Genomic DNA, 14,015 nt, shown 5'->3' with positions numbered 1-14,015 from the left:
CATCAGAACAAGGAGAACCGAATGACCGCCGAGTCCGTTTTGCTTGCCGTTGATTCAAAGGGAATCGCCACCATCACCCTCAACCGCGCGGAACTGCTGAACGCGCTGGACGACAGCAGCGTCGGCCTGCTGACCGCGACGCTGGAAACCCTGGCCGAAGACGCTAGCGTGCGCGCCGTGGTGCTGACCGGCAGCGGCATCAGCTTTTCCGCCGGCCACGATATCGACTGGATGCGACGGATGGCCGGTTTCGGCCGCGAGGAACTGGAGCGCCACGCCCGCCTGCTGGCCAAGCTGCTGCGCACGCTGGACACCTTGCCCAAGCCCACCATCGCCAAAATACAGGGCTCCGCCTTCGGCTTGGGCGCGGGGCTGGTCGCCTGCTGCGACGTGTCTATCGCCAGCTCCGAAGCGCTGTTCAGCTTTTCCGACGTCAAGCTGGGCGTGATCCCCGCGCTGGTGGCGCCCTATATGGTCCGCGCCATCGGCGAGCGCTCGACGCGCCGCTACTTCATGACCGCGGAGCGCTTCAACGCCGGCAAGGCCAAACGCCTGGGGCTGGTGCATCAGGTGGTGGAAAGCGATGAGCTCGACATGGCGGTGGACTTCCTGATCAACCATCTGCTGATCAACAGCCCGGCGGCGATGCTGGAAGCCAAGCGGCTGCTGGCCGACATCGCCGGCCTGGGCGTCGGGGAAGACGGCATGGAAATCTGCATCCAGCGCATTGTCGCCATCCGCCTGAGCGAGGAAGGCCGCGAGGGCGTTCAGGCCATGCTGGAAACGCGCAAGCCCTCGTGGATGGATTAACACGCGGCGGGGAACGGCGCGGCTGGCCCTGCCGCGCCATGGGTGCGACAATGCGGCCAACTTCACCGCATTGTTGCCGCCATGTCCAACCACAGCTTCTTCTGGCACGATTACGAAACCTTCGGCGCCGTGCCGCGCCAGGATCGCCCCTCGCAGTTCGCCGGCATCCGCACCGACGCCGAGCTGAATGAAATCGGCGAGCCGGTCATGCTCTACGCCCGGCCCGCGCCCGACTACCTGCCGTCTCCGGTGGCCTGCCTGCTGACCGGCATCACCCCGCAATGGTGTTTGCAACACGGCGTGGCCGAGCACGAATTCGCCGGCGTGATCGAACGCGAGCTGGCGACGCCGGGCACCATAGGCGTCGGCTACAACTCTATCCGCTTCGACGACGAAGTCACCCGCTTCCTGTTCTGGCGCAATCTGATGGACCCCTATGCGCGCGAATGGCAGAACCAATGCGGCCGCTGGGATCTGCTGGACCTGGTCCGCGCCACCTTCGCGCTGCGCCCGGACGGCATCCAATGGCCGCAGCACGAGGATGGACGCCCCAGCTTCAAACTGGAGCATTTGAGCGCCGCCAACGGCCTGGCGCACGAAGCCGCCCACGACGCCCTCTCCGACGTGCGCGCCACCATCGCGCTGGCGCGCCTGATCAAACAACACCAGCCCAAGCTGTTCGACTTCTACCTGTCGCTGCGCAAGAAAGACGCGGTCAAGGTCCAGCTCAGCCTCCATGCGCCCAAACCCCTGTTGCACGTTTCCGGCATGTACGGCGCCGAGCGCGGCAATATGGCGGTGGTCTGGCCGCTGGCGGCCCACCCCTACAACGCCAACGAGGTGATTGTCTGGGACTTGGCCCACGACCCCCGCGAACTGCAAGGCCTGGGCCCGGACGCCATCCGAGAGCGCTTGTACACCCGCAGCGAAGATTTGCCGGAAGGCGTGCAGCGTTTGCCGCTCAAAACCGTGCACATCAATAAATCGCCGTTCGTGGTCGCCAACCTCAAGGTGTTGAGCCCGGAGCGCGCCGCGCACTGGGGCGTGGACATGGAGCAGGTTCAGCGCCACGCCGACTACGCCGGCGCGCTGCCGGATCTGAGCCCGGTCTGGCGCAAGGTGTATAAGCGCGAAACCGGCGAGCCGCGCGACGTCGACGAAAATCTCTACGGCGGCTTCGTCTCCAACAACGATCGCAAAGTGCTGACCAAGCTGCGCCGCATGTCGGCCGACCAGTTGACCGGCGAGATGGCCTTCTTCGAAGACCCCCAGCTGGCCGAACTCTTGTTCCGCTACCGCGCGCGCAACTTCCCGCGCTCCCTGTCCGGCGAAGAGCAAGAACGCTGGCAGACATGGCGTCAAGCCAAGCTCAACGGCGGACCCGGCCGCGATGTCCGGCAATTCCGCCAGGAACTGGAGGAAGCCCGCGCCGGCGAGCTAAGCGAAAAAGCGCAAGACGTGCTGGCGCAGCTGGAAGCCTACGCCGCGCAACTGTAAAGTCGGTTCAAAGCCTGAGAGCAAGGGCGGGACAAGCCCTTGCGGCGGAGAAAACGGAATGCGCGCGCGGCGCAGGGCCTGCCTTCAGCAGCTATAGCGTTCTCACATAACGCCTGGCGACGAACAAAGCCGCCAGGCTCAAACCCACAATCACAACCATCGCCAGCGTGGATGCGCCTTCATAACCCCAATAGTCGGACATGCCCTTCTCCTTCAAAAGCGGTTCAATGTCTGCCGCGCGTCGGCGAGATGGCCAGAACCGGGCCTTGAACCCGTCTTCGACATGCTCATGCGCCACGAGTACATTCCGCCTTCTAGCCGTTATCGTCTTGTCTCGCTCTTGCTCGCGAGGCTTTGCGCGGGCATCTAGACCAAACCGGTCTGCCGCATGCGCTCCAGCCCGAACTCGCTGACCCGATAATTGAACAGCAGGCGCGCGCCCTCCTCCTGCCAACGCTCGCATAAGGCCACCACCAGACCGCTGGCGCTCAAATCCGCCAGGCAGGCCCTCACCATGCCCAGCCAGTAGGCGTCTTCCGGTTTGCGGTACTCCCGGCAAATGCGCCGGGCCAGATCCACGTCCCACAAGCCCGGCTGCCTGGCCAAAGCCTGCAGGATAAAACCCTTGATGTGCACCTTCACGCCCTGCCCTCCACATTGCGCACCGCGCCGGGATGGCGCTCGCTGTCCGACACCATGACGAAGCCGCCCAGAATCACCAGGGCCAAGCCGATCAGAAAATGCCACTCGGGAAAATTCAAAGTGAACGCGGCGGTGAACAAGGTGGCGAACAGCGCGTAGAAAGCGCCGATCGCCTGGCCGCGCCCAACGCCGATCAAGGGAAAGGATTTGTACCAGGCCACGGCGCAGAAAGCGAAACTGAGCCCGCCCACCGTCAGATAGAGCATAGGCCGCCACGACCACAGCTCGCCGGCCAGCGCATACACCGGCAAGGGCGTCAGCCAGGCCAGCGCCGGCAGAATCAGCAGCAGCCAATACAGGGCCTCGGCCAGATAGCGGATCGCCACCCCGCAATCGGGATCGGTCACATCCATCGCCCGTCCGACGATGGCGCCCTCCAGTCCCCAGCCCAGCGCCGCCAGCGCGCCGCCCAGATAGCCCAGCCAGCGCGCGTCGCCGTCGCCGCTCAGGTCCCCAAGCAGACCCGGCGCGTAAATCGCCGCTCCGCCCAGCACGATGACCGCGATGCCCAGCGCCGCGCGCCGATCTATCCGCTCGCGGTACCACAAGCGCGCCAAGGCCGCGCCCACCACCGGATACAACAGGCCCGCCACCGCGGCGAACACCGCGCCCACATAACCCATCGCCAGATATGAGCCGAAATTGGCCATCAGGCCGCCCAAGACCGCGGCCAGGAAATACCACTTGGAAATGCCGCCGAAGCGCCATAGCGTGCGGAAGAAGTCGGCCAGCTTGCCCAAGGCCGCCAGCCACAACAATTGAAACGCCGCCACCAGGCAGGCGTGAAAGGCCGTCAACACCGCGGCCGCCATCAGAAACCACTCCGGCCGCCCCCGCGTCAGCCCGGCCAGCGGCGCCTCGTGCCACACCGCGGCGCCGGGCACATACCATGCGCCCCACAACACCGCCGCCCACAAGGCCCAGCCATAACCCCAGCGGGTTCGGCGGCGAAGATACCGCTGTCTGTGCATGCTGTTCATAGCGCGTCAGCTCCTGTTGTCGGACGCCGCCCAAGCTTCCAGCGGCGCCTATTCTGGGTTCGAACGCAACAAGACGAAATCCATCTGCCTTGCCAGACGAGGGCCAAAAATTACCATAAGTTAATTTTTTCACCAACAGTCAATTAGTCCACACCCGGCCGCGGCCAAGATCAGCGCGCGCCCAAAGCGCCGATCAGGCAGCTGAGCGCGCCGTCGCTCCCGCGCTGCGCCACCAGCGACAAGACCAGCGGCAAAGTCTTGCCGCCCTCGCCATGCCACGACACATCCAGCTGCGCGCGGCTGGAAATATTGAAAATCGCCTCCAGGCTGTCCAGCCATCCCTGCCGCGAGGCGATGCGCAAACCGTCCAGAAAGCGCTGCTCCGTCGTCTCCTCAAAAGCCTCGCCGAACAATAGCCGCGCGGCCTGCGGCGACAAGCGCAGCCGCCCGGCGCCCAGATCCCATTCCCAACTAGCCATGCCGATGGACTGCAGCGCCAATTCGCTGCGCAACCGGGCCTCCTCCTGCGCGCGGCGCGCCTCGCGCCGCGCGGCCACCTCCTCCACCGCGGCGATCAAATGCCAGGGCTCGCCGCTCACCGGGTGACGGCTCAGCGAGGCGCTGACGTTCACCCAGACATGGCCGCCCTGTTTGCGCAGCAAGCGTTTCTCCAGCGAAAAACTGGCGACCTCTCCGCTCAGCAGCTGATCCAGCCGCAGCAGATTGTCCTCCAGGTCGTCGGGATGGGTCAGTTGCTGGAAGCTCATCCCCTCCATCTCCCACGGCGCATAGCCCGTCATCTCGGCCAGGCGGCGATTCACCTTGAGCCATCGACCATCCAGGCCCAGATGCGCCAGGCCCAGCGCCGCCTGCTCGAAGATCTCGCGGAAACGCTCCTCGCTTTCGCTATAGGCCACCGCGGCTTGCCGGCTGTCGGTGACGTCCTGAGCCGCGCCTATCATGGCCTCCGCCCGTCCTTCCCCGTATAGAACCTCGCCCTCCTCGTGAATCTGGCGGCGGCGGCCGTCCGGCAGCAGGATGCTGTACTCCACGCAATAGGGCTGGCGCTCATCGATCGCCCGCCGGATGGCCCGATCGATGCGATCCCGGTCCTCCGGCGCCATCGCGGCGAAGTAACGCTCCATCGTCACCTTGAAGGCCTGCGGCTGCCAGCCGAAAATCCGGTAAGCCTCATCCGACCAGATGCAGTCGTCCTTGCGCACATCCCAGAACCAACTGCCCAAATGGGCGATGGACTGCGCCTTGTCCAGGATGGCCTGGTTCTGACGCAAGGCCTGCTCGGCCAGGCAACGCTGGGTGATGTCGAAGCTGACGCCTATCATCTTCACCGGACGGCGGTCGGCGTCCAGCACGCAGGTGGCGCGCGAGGCGATCCATCTCGTGTCGCCCGCCGGCCAGCGCACGCGGAACTCGGCCTCGTAAGCCGCGCCGGAGTTCAGGCACGCCTCCAGTTTGGCGCGCAAGGCCGGCGCGTCGGCCGGATCCAGCGCCAGCCAGAAATCGGACAGCAGGCGCACCGGGCGGCCAAACAAGTGCTCGGCGTTGGCGGAGTAAGCCACCGCGTCGCTCAGGATGTTCCACTCCCAGGTGACGATGCCGGACACCTTCTGCGCGAACTTCATCCGCGCTTCGCTTTCCATGATCTCCGCCAGATGCTTGCGGCGGATCTCGGTCAATTGCGCATCCGTCGTCGTCGCCGTCGCCAAATCCAGCACCGCCTGCTCGCCGTAGCGCAGCCAGATCCAGTTCACGCCCAGAAAATCCGCCAACACCCGCAGTTTGCGATATTCGATTTCCCCGCCGCGCGTCCATTTGTGCACGGCGGCGGACGATACGCCCAGGGCTTCCGCCACCTGTTTAAGCATGACGCGCTTGCGCCCCAGCACCTCCTTCAGGCGGGTGGCGAAGGTTTCATCCCCGGTGGGAACAAGGGTTTGGCTGACTTGATTTGACGACACGCAACTGGTCGCGGCGACGGCCGCGCCTCCTGGGTAATTGAATGCGAACACGGCGCGCCGATGCGCGCGCGCCACAGCCTGCGGCTGTCAGCCGGCCATGTTAACTCAGGCCGGAAAAATCCCGAAGCGAAGCAAAAGCCCGACAGCCAAGCAAGCCAGGCCGGCCTCCGGCCCGGCTTGAACCTCGCCGATATAGCCAAACCCAATACATCCATCATTGCCATAGCCGATTACGGATTGCCGGCCGCGCCGAATCGACACTACAATTAAACCAAAGGTAAATTTATTTACCAATGGTTAATTTCATCTCTTGCGTGAGGCTGCCATGATCTCTACCCAGCTCTTCATCGATGGCCAATGGCGCGACGCCGCCAAGGGGCAAACCCGTCAGATTCTCAATCCCTGCGACGAAAACGAGATCGCGGTCGCCGCGGACGGCGGCCGCGCCGATGCGCAGGCCGCCATCGCCGCCGCCCGCGCGGCGTTCGATCACGGCCCCTGGCGGCTCGTCACCCAGCGCCAACGCAGCCGCCTGCTGCTGGACATCGCCCAACTGGTGGAGCGCGACAGCGAGCGCCTCGCCGAGCTGGAGACGCTGAACACCGGCAAAACCCTGAGCGAGAGCCGCACCGACATGGGCGACATCGCCGCCACCTTCCGCTATTTCGCCGGCCTGGTGGCCACCGAAAGCGGCCAGGTCAACCCGGCGCCCGAGCAGGTGATCAGCCGCACCCTGCACGAGCCGGTGGGCGTCTGCGGCCTGATCACCCCGTGGAACTACCCCTTGCTGCAAGCGGCCTGGAAGATCGCGCCGGCGCTGGGCGCCGGCAATTGCGTCGTGCTCAAGCCCAGCAGCCTGACCCCGCTCAGCAGCTGGCGCTTCACCCAGCTGCTGACCGAGCTGGATTTGCCGCCGGGCGTGTTCAACCTGGTCAGCGGCGGCGCCGAGGCCGGCGCCGAACTGGCGGAGCATCCCGACGTGGATCTGCTGTCCTTCACCGGCGGCGCTCAGGCGGGGGCCAGCATCATGCGCGCCGCCAGCGCCAACTTCAAACGCATCGGCCTGGAGCTGGGCGGCAAGAACCCCAACATCGTCTGCGCCGACGCCGACCTCGACGCCGCCGTCGACTACGCGCTGAACGCCGCCTTCTTCCACGCCGGCCAGGTCTGCTCGGCCGGTTCGCGGCTGCTGCTGCAAAACGAGATTCACGACGACTTCGTGAACCGGCTGGCGGAACGGCTGCCGCGCATCGTCGTCGGCCCCGGCCAGCAGCCGGACACTCAGATGGGGCCGGTGCAGTCCGCCCAGCAGCACGACAAGATCCTGAGCCTGATCTCCGCCGGCGTGGAGGAAGGCGCCCGCCTGGTCTACGGCGGCGGCCGTCCGGACGGCGAACGCTATCGCAAAGGCTATTGGCTGCAGCCCACGCTGCTGGTCGACGTCCGCGCCGACATGCGCATCGCCAAAGAGGAGATTTTCGGCCCGGTCATCACCGTGGAGCGCTTCCGCGACGAGGCCGAGGCGCTGCGGCTGGCCAACGACACGCCCTACGGCCTGGCGGCGGCGGTGTGGACGCGGGATCTGGCCCGCGCCAACCGCATGAGCCGCGCGCTGCGCTTCGGCACCGTCTGGGTCAACGACTACCACCCCTATTTCCCCGAAGCCCCCTGGGGCGGCTTCAAATCCAGCGGCATCGGCCGCGAGCTGTCGCGCATCGGTCTGGACGAGTACACCGAGCTCAAACACAGCTACATCAATCTGGCGCCCAAGCCGATGGGGTGGTTTGGCGCCTGAGGGTCCATTCACCCGGTACCGCCTTCGTTCACCGATAAGGAGAATCAAGATGAGCACCACTCAGGAATTCGACTACATCATCGTCGGCGCCGGCTCCGCCGGCGGCGTGCTGGCGGCGCGGCTGAGCGAAGACAGCGGCGTCAAGGTGCTGCTGCTGGAAGCCGGCGGCCCGGACTGGCGTCTGGACTGGCGCACCCAGATGCCGGCGGCCCTCGCCTACCCCTTGCAAGGCCGCACCTATAACTGGGCCTATCTGACCGAACCTGAGCCGCATATGGGCGGACGCCGCATGGCCCAGGCGCGCGGCAAGGGCCTGGGCGGCTCCTCGCTGATCAACGGCATGGTCTATATCCGCGGCAACGCGCTGGACTACCAGGGCTGGGCCGAATTGCCCGGGCTGGGCGACTGGAGCTACGCCGACTGCCTGCCCTATTTCCGCAAGGCGGAAAGCTACGACAAGGGCGCAAACGACTACCACGGCGGCGACGGGCCGCTGCACGTCACCACGCCCAAGGCCGGCATCAGCCCCTTGTTCGAAGCCTTCATCCAGGCCGGCGAACAAGCCGGCTACGCCCGCACCGACGATCTGAACGGCTATCGTCAGGAAGGCTTCGGCCCCATGGACCGCACCACCACCGCCCAGGGACGGCGCTGCAGCGTGTCGCTGGCCTATCTGGACGCCGCTCGCGACCGCGCCAATTTCTCGGTGCGGACCCGCGCGCTGGCGGACCGCATCCTGTTCGACGGCGCGCGCGCCGTCGGCGTGCAATACCTGCAAGGCGGCCGCAGCCATCGCGTTCGCGCCCTGCGCGAAGTCATCGTCTGCAACGGCGCGATCGCCTCGCCGCAGTTGCTGCTGCGCTCCGGCGTCGGCGACGCCGCCGAACTCGGCCGCCACGACATCGGCGTGGTCGCCCACCTGCCCGGCGTGGGCGCCAATCTGCAGGACCATCTGGAAATGTATCTGCAGTACGAATGCCTGCGTCCGGTGTCGCTATACCCGTCCTTGCGCTTGTGGAACAAGGCCCGCATCGGCGCTCAGTGGTATCTGAACGGCAGCGGTCCGGGCGCCAGCAATCACTTCGAGGCCGGCGGCTTCATCCGCAGCGACGAGCGCTTCGCCTTCCCCAATCTGCAATACCACTTCCTGCCGCTGGCGGTGAATTACGACGGCAGCCACGCCGTCAAGATGCACGGCTTCCAATGCCACGTCGGCTCGATGCGCTCGCCCAGCGTCGGCCACGTCAAGCTGGCCAGCCGCGACCCGCGCGACAAGCCGCTGCTGCAATTCAACTATATGGCGCACGACACCGACTGGCGGGAGTTCCGCGCCGCGGTGCGGCTGACGCGCGAGATCGTCGGCCAGCGCGCGCTTTCCGCCTTCCGCGGCCGGGAAATCCAGCCGGGCGACAAGGTCGCCAGCGACAGCGAGATCGACCGCTTCGTCAAAACCCACGCCGAAACCGCGCTGCATCCGTCCGGCACCTGCAAGATGGGCAGCGCCGCCGATCCGACGGCGGTGGTGGATCATCAGGGCCGCGTGCACGGCCTGACCGGCCTGCGCGTGGTGGACGCGTCCATCATGCCGCGCATCGTCACCGGCAATCTGAACGCGCCCACCATCATGATGGCGGAGAAGATCGCCGACCTGATCCGCCAACTGCCGCCGCTGCCGCGCTCGAACGCACCGTTCTACCAGGCCGGCGGGGATCAAGACCCCGTCGCCGAAACGGCCGCGGCGCAAACCGCCCCCTTGTAAACGCCACGGTCCAAGGAGCCCATATGTACGACCTCATCGGCCTGATCGGCGTCATCAGCTATCTGGGCGCCTACTTGGGCAACCAGCTATTGGGCCTGCGCACCTCGGACCCTCGCTACTTTGCCTTGAACCTGATCGGGCCGGTCTGCATCCTGATTTCGCTGTCCAACCACTTCAACCTGGCGTCCTTCGTCAATCAGTGCATGTGGTTTCTGATCACCCTGGGCGGCTGGTGGCGCGCCAGCCGCCGCCGGGCGCTGCCGGCGCCCGAATCCGGGGCCTGAGCGCGTGTTTACCCTCTAGCGAGACCAGGCCTTGCGGCGGGGAAACCGGAAGCCACACATGGCGCACGGGCATTTTGCAGACGGTTCCAAGGCCCATGCCCACGCCATCCCGTCGACGCGCAGCCCATCGTCGACACCTTGCGTGTCCTGGGCGGCACTGTCCGCCCATGGGCCGCTTATGCGACAATCCGTCGATTGAACCGCAAGACCCGCCCATGAACGATACCCCGCACGCCATCCTGCTGATGGGCCCCACCGCCTCCGGCAAAACCGGCCTGGCGCTGGAGCTGGCCCGCCATTTTCCGGTGGAGATCATCAGCGTGGACTCCGCGCTGGTCTATCGCGACATGGACATCGGCACCGCCAAGCCCAGCGCGGCGGAAATGGCGCAATGCCCGCACCATCTGATCGACATCATCAGCCCGCTGCAAAGCTATTCCGCCGCCCAGTTCCACGCCGACGCCAACCGGCTGATCCGCGAGATCAACGGCCGCGGCCGGCTGCCGCTGCTGGTGGGCGGCACCATGCTGTATTACAAGGCCTTGCTGGAGGGCTTGTCCGACCTGCCGCGCGCCGACGCGGCGCTGCGCGCTCAGCTGGACGCCGACGCGGCCCAGGCCGGCTGGCCGGCGATGCACGCGCGGCTGGCGCAACTGGACCCGGACACCGCCGCCCGCCTCAATCCCAATGATTCGCAGCGCATTCACCGCGCGCTGGAAGTCTGCCTGCTCAGCGGCGAGCCGATGTCGCGGCTGCTGGCGCGCGGCAAGGAAGCCGCGGCGGATTTTCGCCTGCTGTCGCTGGGACTGGTGCCGGCGGAACGAGGCTGGCTGCACCAACGCATCGCGCAGCGTTTCGAACTGATGCTGGAACAGGATTTCCTGGCCGAAGTGCGGCGTTTGCGCGCCGCCTATCCGGCGCTGACGCTGGAGCTGCCGTCGATGCGCTGCGTCGGTTATCGCCAGGCCTGGGAATACCTGGACGGCGTCGGCGACGAGCAGACTTTCATCGACAAAGGCGTCGCCGCCACCCGCCAGCTGGCCAAGCGCCAGCTGACCTGGATGCGCAGCCTGGACCTGGTGCCGGTCAACGCCCAGCGGAACGGCCTGGCCGAACAGCTGGGCGCCGCCGTCTCCGCCTTCCAGGCCGGCGAGCCCCTGCCCGCCGGCCTGCGTTTCGACGGCGTGTATTAATCGCTCACCAGGGCCGGCTGGCCGACGCGCACAGCGGCACCACCGGCCCGTTGCTGCCGGTGTCCAGGAAGCCGTCGCTGATCCAGTCGCCGCCGCGGGTGCGGTTCCACACATCGGTGCGGCCCCACACCCCCTCCACCGCCTCGGCGCGCACATGGCACTGCAAGGCGACGCTGTCGCCGCGGCTGACCGCGCCGGTGATGCCGGCGCTCAGGCTGGGCGCGCTGCGCAAGTTCACCCTTCCCTCGCCCTTCGCCGGCGTCGCCACGCCGCTGGCGCCGGCCGGCGCGCCTCCGCCGCCGTAATTGTTCAGCAGGCCGCCGACATTGACCCGCGTCCCGTTGCGCAAGGCATAGCCCTGATAGGCGCGGTTACCGGCGAAGAACTGCCAGCCGCCGAACAGCTTGCCGTTCACCGGCTCGGCCCGGCCCTGATACAAGAGGGAGAAATGCACGTGCGGGCCGGTGGTGCTGCCGCCGCACGGCAGGCCGTTGCCTATGGTGCCGAGATACGCGCCCGGATTGACCCGCGTCCCGTCCGCCAGCGTGTTCAGATTGATCATATGGTAGTAAGTGGACGAGAAGCCGTTGTCGTGCACCAGCTTGACCAGGCCGCTGCCGCCGCGCACGCAGCTCTTGTAGATCACCCCGGCCTGCGGCGCCAACACCCTGCCGTCGCCGCCGGCGAAGTCGATGGAATCGTAAGGCTGGCTTTCCCCGCTATAGCCGTGCGGGCCGCCGGTCATGCGCCAGGCCGCGCCTTGCCGCCACGGCAGGCCCAGACCGGTGGCGTTGGGCGCGAACGGCAAGCCCGGCCTGGCCGACTGGCTGCCCCAGGCGCGGCGCTCGTCCGCGTTGAGCCAATCGGCCGGCGCCAGGCTCAGCATCGCGGCGAAGCCCGGACCGCCTTCCAGTTCCAGCGTCCAGCCCTGCGCGTCGCGGCGCGCCAGGAACAGCCTGGACACCGGCACATGATCCATCGCCGCGATCGTGGTCATCGTCGGCAGCGGCTGGGTCACCGATCCCAGCACCCAGCCGCCGTCGGCGCTGTCGCGGTTGACCTCCACCAGCATGTCCAGCACCTCCCCCTTGGCCAGCGGCAGCATGGGCTGCAAGGCCTTGACCGCCGCCTGGCGCAATAAGGGGTCCGGCTGCTTCGATTCCGCCTGCGCGCCGCCGGCCAAGGCCGCCAATACGGCCATCATCAGAGCTGCTTGTTTCATTTCGGGCTCCATTCCTGGTTGGGAAAAACCAAAGCGACGCAATGCCAATAGCATTGCGCCGCAAACCATAGGGTTATAGAAAGCCCCATCCTTATTTCCTGCTGGCCTTTGGCTCAGCAGACAGCCGGCAAAAATCGATAAAAAAAGCCCACGTCGCAGGACGTGGGCGGTAGCGGCGGCGAGGCGATGTCAGCGCGCGGCCACCAGCTTGATTTCCACCTTCCAGGCCGGGTTGGCCAGTTTGGCCTCCACCGTGGCGCGCGCCGGCACATGGCCGGCCGGCACCCAGGCGTCCCAGGCGGCGTTCATCGCATCGTAATCGGCCAGGCTGGCCAGGAAGATGGTGACGTCGACGATCTTGCTCTTGTCCGAATCCAGCTCCGCCAACAGCGCGTCGATCTGGCCCAGCACGTTTTCAGTTTGCGCCTTGGCGTCGGCCTCGGTGTTTTCCGGCACCTGGCCGGCCAGGAAGATCAGGCCGTTGGTGACCACGGCTTCTGCCAGACGCGCGCCCTGCTTGTGACGATAAATGCTCATGCGGATTCCCCTTGGGTGAGTCGGAACAAGACAAAGATTCTAACCCGGCCGCGCCGGCTATTGCCATGCCTGGCGCAAGTCCTCGATCAGCGCCGCCTCGCCCTCGATGCCCACCGACAAGCGGATCAGGTTGTCGGCGATGCCCAGCTCGCGCCGACGTTCAAGCGGAATCGACGCATGCGTCATCGCCGCCGGCAGGCAGACCAGGCTCTCCACCCCGCCCAGGCTCTCCGCCAGCGTGAACAGCTTCAGCCGCGCCAGCACCCGCCGCGTTTCTTCGGCGTCGCCTTTCAGATAAAAGGACACCACTCCGCCGTAACCCCGCATCTGGCTGCGCGCCAGCTCATGTTGCGGATGGCTGGACAGGCCCGGATACAAGACCCGCTCCACCTGCGGCTGGGTTTCCAGCCAACGCGCCACCGCCAGCGCGTTGCTGTTGTGGCGCTCCACCCTCAAGGCCAGCGTGCGCAGGCCGCGCAGCACCAGGAAACTGGCGAACGGGTCCAGCACCGCGCCCACCGCGTTGTGCAGGAAAGCCAGTTGCTCGGCCAGTTCCGGCCGCCGACGGCTGACCACCGCCGCGCCGGCGATCACATCGGAATGACCGTTCAGGTATTTGGTGGCGGAATGCACCACGATGTCGAAACCGAAGGCCAGCGGGCGCTGCACCACCGGCGAGGCGAAGGTGTTGTCCGCCACCGTGATCAGGCCGTGCCGCCGCCCCAGATCGCCCACCGCCGCCAGGTCCACCAGTTGGTTCAGCGGATTGGACGGGGTTTCCACCCAGATCATCCGGGTATTCGGCCGGATCGCCGCCTGCAAGGCGGCGAGGTCTTCCGACGCCACATAACTGATCTCCAGCTGCGCGCTTTGCTTGCGCACCTGTTCGAACAATCGGTAAGTGCCGCCGTACAGATCGTTGACCGCGATCAGGTGGCTGCCGGCCGGCAGCAGCTCCAGCACCGTGGCGATGGCCGCCAGGCCGGAGGGGAAGGCATAGCCGCGCGCGCCGTCCTCCAGCTCCGCCAAGGCGCGCTCCAAGGCCTCGCGCGTCGGGTTCTGCGAGCGGGAATACTCGTAGCCGCTGTGCTCGCCCGGCGCGTGCTGCCGGTAGGTGGAGGTGGCGTAAATGGGCGGAATCACCGCGCCGAAGGCGTCCTGATGCAGACCGGCGGTAATGGACAAAGTATTGAAATCAGTCATGGCGTTTTCTCGCAATGCGGAGGGCCGGCCCCGCTTGGACCGGCCGGGATGAGG

12 protein-coding genes are annotated in these 14,015 nt (G+C 66.5%); 6 read left to right on the top strand and 6 right to left on the bottom strand.

The genetic code is table 11. The features are described 5' to 3' along the window. The first annotated feature begins 21 nt into the window (after nucleotides 1-21). Nucleotides 22-810: an enoyl-CoA hydratase-related protein gene (locus DB032_RS04335; protein WP_107798397.1), complete on the top strand. Its 789-nt coding sequence runs from the start codon at nucleotides 22-24 to the stop codon at nucleotides 808-810. An 81-nt stretch (nucleotides 811-891) separates the two neighbouring features. Next, a complete protein-coding gene (gene sbcB, locus DB032_RS04330) occupies nucleotides 892-2,307 on the top strand; it encodes an exodeoxyribonuclease I (protein WP_107798396.1) in 1,416 nt (471 codons plus the stop codon). A 366-nt stretch (nucleotides 2,308-2,673) separates the two neighbouring features. Here sbcB and DB032_RS04320 read toward each other — a convergent pair whose 3' ends face one another. The 3 genes from DB032_RS04320 to DB032_RS24060 form a co-directional block, all read right to left on the bottom strand. Beyond that, nucleotides 2,674-2,949, bottom strand: a complete 276-nt coding sequence (locus tag DB032_RS04320; RefSeq protein WP_107798394.1) for a hypothetical protein — start codon at nucleotides 2,947-2,949, stop codon at nucleotides 2,674-2,676. Next, nucleotides 2,946-3,989, bottom strand: a complete 1,044-nt coding sequence (locus DB032_RS04315) for a DMT family transporter (protein ID WP_107798393.1) — start codon at nucleotides 3,987-3,989, stop codon at nucleotides 2,946-2,948. Before DB032_RS04315 ends, DB032_RS04320 begins: the two co-directional genes overlap by 4 nt. Before the next feature lie 170 nt (nucleotides 3,990-4,159). Next, on the bottom strand, nucleotides 4,160-5,968 hold the full coding sequence (locus DB032_RS24060; protein ID WP_158274232.1) for a PAS domain-containing protein: 1,809 nt from the start codon (nucleotides 5,966-5,968) through the stop codon (nucleotides 4,160-4,162). Nucleotides 5,969-6,293: 325 nt separating this feature from the next. On the opposite strand from DB032_RS24060, the gene DB032_RS04305 reads away from it, so the two are divergent. From DB032_RS04305 to miaA, 4 genes are all read left to right on the top strand, one after another. Further along, nucleotides 6,294-7,763 carry an aldehyde dehydrogenase family protein gene (locus DB032_RS04305; protein ID WP_107798392.1) on the top strand — a complete coding sequence of 490 codons (1,470 nt, stop codon included), beginning with the start codon at nucleotides 6,294-6,296 and terminating at the stop codon, nucleotides 7,761-7,763. A gap of 49 nt (nucleotides 7,764-7,812) precedes the next feature. Next, nucleotides 7,813-9,522: a choline dehydrogenase gene (gene betA / locus DB032_RS04300; RefSeq protein ID WP_107798391.1), complete on the top strand. Its 1,710-nt coding sequence runs from the start codon at nucleotides 7,813-7,815 to the stop codon at nucleotides 9,520-9,522. Nucleotides 9,523-9,545: 23 nt separating this feature from the next. Continuing rightward, nucleotides 9,546-9,806, top strand: a complete 261-nt coding sequence (locus DB032_RS04295; protein ID WP_107798390.1) for a cyclic nucleotide-binding protein — start codon at nucleotides 9,546-9,548, stop codon at nucleotides 9,804-9,806. A gap of 215 nt (nucleotides 9,807-10,021) precedes the next feature. Further along, nucleotides 10,022-10,999, top strand: coding sequence for a tRNA (adenosine(37)-N6)-dimethylallyltransferase MiaA (miaA, locus tag DB032_RS04290; RefSeq protein WP_107798389.1), 978 nt, complete (start codon nucleotides 10,022-10,024; stop codon nucleotides 10,997-10,999). A gap of 4 nt (nucleotides 11,000-11,003) precedes the next feature. Here the strand turns inward: miaA and DB032_RS04285 are convergent, their stop codons facing one another. The 3 genes from DB032_RS04285 to DB032_RS04275 all read right to left on the bottom strand — a co-directional run bounded on the left by DB032_RS04285 (nucleotide 11,004) and on the right by DB032_RS04275 (nucleotide 13,961). Beyond that, nucleotides 11,004-12,221, bottom strand: a complete 1,218-nt coding sequence (locus DB032_RS04285) for a M23 family metallopeptidase (RefSeq protein WP_158274231.1) — start codon at nucleotides 12,219-12,221, stop codon at nucleotides 11,004-11,006. Nucleotides 12,222-12,410: 189 nt separating this feature from the next. Further along, complete coding sequence (locus tag DB032_RS04280; RefSeq protein WP_107798387.1) at nucleotides 12,411-12,758, bottom strand: RidA family protein; 348 nt, start codon at nucleotides 12,756-12,758, stop codon at nucleotides 12,411-12,413. A 57-nt stretch (nucleotides 12,759-12,815) separates the two neighbouring features. Beyond that, nucleotides 12,816-13,961 (bottom strand): PLP-dependent aspartate aminotransferase family protein, encoded by a 1,146-nt coding sequence (locus tag DB032_RS04275; RefSeq protein ID WP_107798386.1) that lies wholly within the window; start codon nucleotides 13,959-13,961, stop codon nucleotides 12,816-12,818. Between the last annotated feature and the right edge of the window lie 54 nt (nucleotides 13,962-14,015).

This window comes from Chromobacterium sp. Panama, from assembly GCF_003052555.1.
In the GTDB taxonomy this organism is placed as follows: Bacteria; Pseudomonadota; Gammaproteobacteria; order Burkholderiales; family Chromobacteriaceae; genus Chromobacterium.
This window is presented reverse-complemented; position numbering and strand designations above follow the sequence as displayed.

What these genes read in the sequence shown, in the direction of transcription:
- DB032_RS04335 (WP_107798397.1), top strand. Translation starts at nt 22, where the DNA reads ATGACCGCCGAGTCCGTTTTGCTTGCCGTTGATTCAAAGGGAATCGCC.
- DB032_RS04315 (WP_107798393.1), bottom strand. Translation starts at nt 3,989, where the DNA reads ATGAACAGCATGCACAGACAGCGGTATCTTCGCCGCCGAACCCGCTGG.
- miaA (WP_107798389.1), top strand. Translation starts at nt 10,022, where the DNA reads ATGAACGATACCCCGCACGCCATCCTGCTGATGGGCCCCACCGCCTCC.
- betA (WP_107798391.1), top strand. Translation starts at nt 7,813, where the DNA reads ATGAGCACCACTCAGGAATTCGACTACATCATCGTCGGCGCCGGCTCC.
- DB032_RS04275 (WP_107798386.1), bottom strand. Translation starts at nt 13,961, where the DNA reads ATGACTGATTTCAATACTTTGTCCATTACCGCCGGTCTGCATCAGGAC.
- DB032_RS04305 (WP_107798392.1), top strand. Translation starts at nt 6,294, where the DNA reads ATGATCTCTACCCAGCTCTTCATCGATGGCCAATGGCGCGACGCCGCC.
- DB032_RS04285 (WP_158274231.1), bottom strand. Translation starts at nt 12,221, where the DNA reads ATGAAACAAGCAGCTCTGATGATGGCCGTATTGGCGGCCTTGGCCGGC.
- DB032_RS04280 (WP_107798387.1), bottom strand. Translation starts at nt 12,758, where the DNA reads ATGAGCATTTATCGTCACAAGCAGGGCGCGCGTCTGGCAGAAGCCGTG.
- DB032_RS04295 (WP_107798390.1), top strand. Translation starts at nt 9,546, where the DNA reads ATGTACGACCTCATCGGCCTGATCGGCGTCATCAGCTATCTGGGCGCC.
- sbcB (WP_107798396.1), top strand. Translation starts at nt 892, where the DNA reads ATGTCCAACCACAGCTTCTTCTGGCACGATTACGAAACCTTCGGCGCC.